Annotated in this window: 4 protein-coding genes; 3 read left to right on the top strand and 1 reads right to left on the bottom strand. The window is 61.9% G+C overall.

Features of this window, described 5'->3' with window-relative positions; genetic code table 11:
• Positions 1–517 precede the first annotated feature (517 nt).
• A complete protein-coding gene (locus FJ311_15880; GenBank protein MBM3952913.1) occupies positions 518–811 on the top strand; it encodes a HigA family addiction module antidote protein in 294 nt (97 codons plus the stop codon).
• 11 nt (positions 812–822) lie between these two features.
• Positions 823–2,553, top strand: coding sequence for an FAD-binding protein (locus FJ311_15875; GenBank protein MBM3952912.1), 1,731 nt, complete (start codon positions 823–825; stop codon positions 2,551–2,553).
• 27 nt (positions 2,554–2,580) lie between these two features.
• Here FJ311_15875 and FJ311_15870 read toward each other — a convergent pair whose 3' ends face one another.
• On the bottom strand, positions 2,581–3,138 hold the full coding sequence (locus FJ311_15870; protein ID MBM3952911.1) for a response regulator: 558 nt from the start codon (positions 3,136–3,138) through the stop codon (positions 2,581–2,583).
• Between the two features lie 584 nt (positions 3,139–3,722).
• On the opposite strand from FJ311_15870, the gene FJ311_15865 reads away from it, so the two are divergent.
• Positions 3,723–4,409: tetratricopeptide repeat protein (locus FJ311_15865; protein ID MBM3952910.1), on the top strand; the 687-nt coding region annotated here is incomplete at its 3' end.

Genomic DNA, 4,409 nt, shown 5'->3' with positions numbered 1-4,409 from the left:
ACCCGCGAGGTGCGCCACACGGTCCTGATCGACGCCCTGAAACGGGAAAACCACGAGGTCTTCGGGTCGGGGGTGAACGAAACCCATTCCCGCCTGCTCGGGCAACTGCTGGTGGTTCCCGGCGGCGGCGTCCCGTTCGACGGCAAGGGCTTCGCGAAGCTCGCGACGGTCCGGGGACAAAGACTGGAGGAGCTCATCGAGATCGACGTCGGCCGCCTGCCCGACAACAAGGTCACCGAAATCCGGGGCCCGGACGGGAAAGTCCTCGCCTATCTCGCGCCCCGCTCGAACGCCCTGGTTTATTACGACACGGAGAAGAAGGAATTCGGCGTCAGCTTCATCGCGGGCGGCGGGGGCGGCGGAGGCTCCGGCGGCGGGGGGGGCGGAGGAGGCGGAGGCGGCGGCGGAGGCTCAGGCGGGATGTAGTTGATTCGCCGGCCGGCCCGGCCGGGTAGGAGCGGCGGCGGGCCGGCGGCTCGTTCTTGGCCGCCCTCCGCGTGGACGTTACACTGCCGCCATGACCGAACGCATTCCGACCCATCCCGGCGCCTTGTTGCGCGAGGACGTTCTGCCGGCTCTCGGCATGAGCGTGTCGGCCGCCGCCAGGGCGCTCGGCGTCTCCCGGCAGATGCTGCACAAGATTCTCTCGGAGAAAGCCCCGGTCACGCCCGAGATGGCGGTACGGCTCGGCAAGTTCGTTGGCGACGGGCCCGACGTCTGGATGCGGATGCAGTCCGCCCACGACGTGGCGAAAGCCCGCGTCGCCATGACCAAGATCGTGAAGAAAATACCGACGGTGCGCGCGGCCTGAACGCCCGATCAATGTCCATGCAACGTTCGTCCACCGATATCCTGATCCTCGGCGCCGGGGGCGCCGGCCTGATGGCCGCGCTGCGCGCCGCCGAGGCCGATCCGACGGCCCAAATCACCGTCGCGGTCAAGGGCCTGCTCGGCAAATGCGGCTGCACCCGCATGGTCCAGGGCGGCTACAACGTGGCGCTGGCCGAAGGCGATTCCGCCGAACGGCATTTCATGGACACCCTCGAGGGCGGCAAGTGGATCAACGACCAGGACCTCGCCTGGCTGCTGGTGACCGGCGCGCAACGCTGCATCCGCGAGCTGGAAAACAAATACGGCTGCTTCTTCGACCGCAACCCGGACGGCACCGTCCACCAGAAAGCCTTCGCCGGCCAGACTTTCGACCGCACCGTCCATAAGGGCGATCTCACCGGCATCGAGATCGTCAATCGCCTCGCCGAACAGGTCTGGGCGCGCGGCATCGCAAGGCTGGAGGAACACCGGGCACTGGCTCTGATCCCGGCCCAAGATGGCGGTGCGCTCGCGGGGGTGCTGTTCGCCGATATGCGCACGGGCGAATTCACGTTCGTCGCGGCGAAGCGGGTCCTGCTCGCCACCGGCGGCGGGCCGACCATGTACCGCTACCACACGCCGTCCGGCGACAAGGCGTGCGACGGCATGGCGATGGCGCTGCGCGCGGGACTGACGTTGCGCGACATGGAGATGGTCCAGTTCCACCCGACCGGGCTGCTCGCCGGCCCCGAGACGCGCATGACCGGCACCGTGCTGGAGGAAGGCTTGCGCGGCGCGGGCGGATACCTGCTCGACCGGGACGGCAAGCGGTTCATGGCCGAATACGATCCCAAGCTCGAGCGGGCAACCCGCGACATCGTCAGCCGCGCCATGTTCGACGTGATCCGAAAGGGCCGCGCGACGCCGCTCGCCGGTATCTACCTCGAAATGAAGCACCTCGGTCCCGACAACGTGCGACGCCAGTTCAAGGGCATGGTCGAACGCTGCGCCGATTGCGGCTTCGACTTGGCGGGCGACCGGGTCGAGGTGATCCCGACCGCGCATTACATGATGGGCGGCGTGCGCTTCGGCCCCGATTGCCGCACCGCGCTCGCCGGCCTCTACGCGGCGGGCGAGGATACCGGCGGCGTGCACGGCGCCAACCGCTTGGGCGGCAACGGCGTCGCCAACTCGACCGTGTTCGGCGGCATCGCCGGGGCGAGCATGGCCGAAGGCCTGGCGCGCGAGATGTTCCGTGCCCCGGACGAGGGCGCGATCGAAGCCGCCATGGCCCTGGCCTCCGCGCCGTTCGCCCAAGCGTCGGGCGACTTGGGAGCACTGCGCGAGCGGCTTTACGACGTCATGTGGGAGGATGCCGGGATCGTGCGCGACGAAGCGGGATTGAAGCGTGCCGAAGGAGCGCTCGCCGTTCTCGATCGGGAATTGAACAGTATCGGAATCGCGGGTGGGCGCGAATTCAACCTCGCCTGGCACGCTTGGCTCGACCTCAAGAACCTGGTCCTGGTCAGCCGGACCATCGTCGCGGCGGCGCGCGCGCGCGCCGATTCCGCCGGGGCGCATTTCCGCGCCGACTTCCCCGCCGCCGCCGACCCGGCGCGGGCCTATTTCACTTGCGCGACGCTGAAGGGTGACAGGATCGACGTTTCGACCGAGCCGGTCGCGTTCACCCGCGTGAAGCCGGGCGAAACCTTGATTACGGCAAAAGACAACGCGGCGGAATGAAGGCCGTCGGACCTTCGCCGCAAGCGATCAATGTCCGTACTTCTCGGCGATGGTCGCGTTCAATATCTGCTGCGCGGCGATGACTTCGGCTTGTGTTTTACGCCGCTCGACCCCGCGGTAGCTTTCCAGCGCCTTGCGGCGCCGGTCGGGCCCAAAAAATTGCTTGTTCTTGATGAAATTCCGGTTGTGCTCGATGATCGCGACGATCCGCGAATAAAGTTTCTTGGCCGATACCGGTTTGGCCAGGAATTCGTTGACCCCGGCGTCGCGCGCCTCGGTCACCCGGTGCATTTCGGTGTACCCGGTCAACATGATAATCGGCACGTAGGGATTCGGGCTGTCGGCACTGGTACGCACCATGCGCACGAAATCGATTCCGTCGAGCGGTTGCATGACCCAATCGCAGATAATGATGTCGGCGGGAAAATGCTTCAGGACCTTGAAGGCGTCGGCCCCGTCGGAAGCTTCGAGAATGTTGCGCGCGCCGAAAGCGGTCAAGATCGTCTTGACCATCACGCTCATATGCTTGTTGTCCTCGATGATCAAAAAATTGACGCGTTCGATATTGTAGGATTTTTGCTGCATCGATCGACGGCTTCCCCCCGGCAATAGCCGGACGATTCTCCAATAACGCGTTATAATTGATAGCCGTATTCGATTTTCAACGCCAGCGGAGAAGCGGCCGCGGCACCGCCGAGATCGCTTCCGTGCCGCTTGCCTCAGTTAATGATACGTGGTGTCGGACACGCGCCGATATTAGGGATTTTCCTGGAGAGCCGCGAAAAAATGGCGCCCAGGGACGAAGATGAAGAATCCAATGATTCCAGCGTGATCGGGAAAGGCGCGGGGGGCTGTTTCGGGGCGTAAAGGACATTTTCGAGAGCTCTCGTACTTTTTGGAACAACACCGCGGACGGCACAAGTTCGAGTAGCGGGTTGCATGCTCCAACGTGCCGTAGGGCCCTGATTGCAAGGAAGCGCCTGTGCTTGGCAAGATCGTGGGTTGGCGGCGATTTTTCGAATCAGCACCTCTACCACGCTCCCATTGCACAAGCCGCAAGCCCTAAACTACCATTTGACTTGGGTCATTCAGCGGGATCGGTCAATGTTCCATTTCGATCGCCAAGCACGGGATAGTAATACCCTCTTCCATTTCGGCGAGAAATCCATATGGATAATTTTGAAAAAGCAAAAATCTTGTTTTATGAGGGGCTGGCCTGTCTCGAACAAAAATCTTTTGTGGAGGCCGAAAGGAAATTTTCCGAATCGTCGGAACTTGCGCCCGGCAGGCCTCCAACCTTGACGAATCTGGCGGCGGCGCAGGTCAAACTCAAAAAATACAAGGACGCCGAAAAGTCGGCATCCGCGGCGTTGTCGACCGGCGGTCAAAACAGCAGCAATGCGTGGCTGAACTTGGCATTAGCCAAAAACGGACTGTCTTATTATCACGAAGCCTTGGCTTGCTACGACAAGGCCATTCAACTCAATCCCAATTTTACCGAGGCCTGGTTCAACAAAGGCAACGCCTTATATGAGCTCAGGCGCTATGACGAAGCGCTTTCTCATCAAGACAAAACCATTCAACTCAAGCCTGATTTGGCCGAAGCGTGGTCCAACAAGGGCAACAGTTTAATAAAACTCAAACGATACGACGAGGCGTTCGCTCATTACGACAGAGCCATTCAACTGAATACCGATTTGGCCGATGCTTGGTGCAACAAAGGACATGCGTTCGTCGATCTCAAACGCTATGACGAAGCCATCACTCACTACGAAAAAGCTATCCAACTCAACCCCGATATGGATTTTTTATTTGGCGACTATCTTCACGCCAGAATGAAAGTATGCAGCTGGGAT

This window comes from Rhodospirillales bacterium (assembly GCA_016872535.1).
Classification (GTDB): Bacteria; Pseudomonadota; Alphaproteobacteria; order Rhodospirillales; family 2-12-FULL-67-15; genus 2-12-FULL-67-15.
The sequence above is the reverse complement of the archived record's forward strand: the minus strand, read 5'-3'. Positions and strand labels throughout refer to the sequence as shown.

Excerpts from the sequence above, each read along its gene's own strand:
- FJ311_15880 (MBM3952913.1), top strand. The coding sequence starts at position 518 with ATGACCGAACGCATTCCGACCCATCCCGGCGCCTTGTTGCGCGAGGAC.
- FJ311_15875 (MBM3952912.1), top strand. The coding sequence starts at position 823 with ATGTCCATGCAACGTTCGTCCACCGATATCCTGATCCTCGGCGCCGGG.
- FJ311_15870 (MBM3952911.1), bottom strand. The coding sequence starts at position 3,138 with ATGCAGCAAAAATCCTACAATATCGAACGCGTCAATTTTTTGATCATC.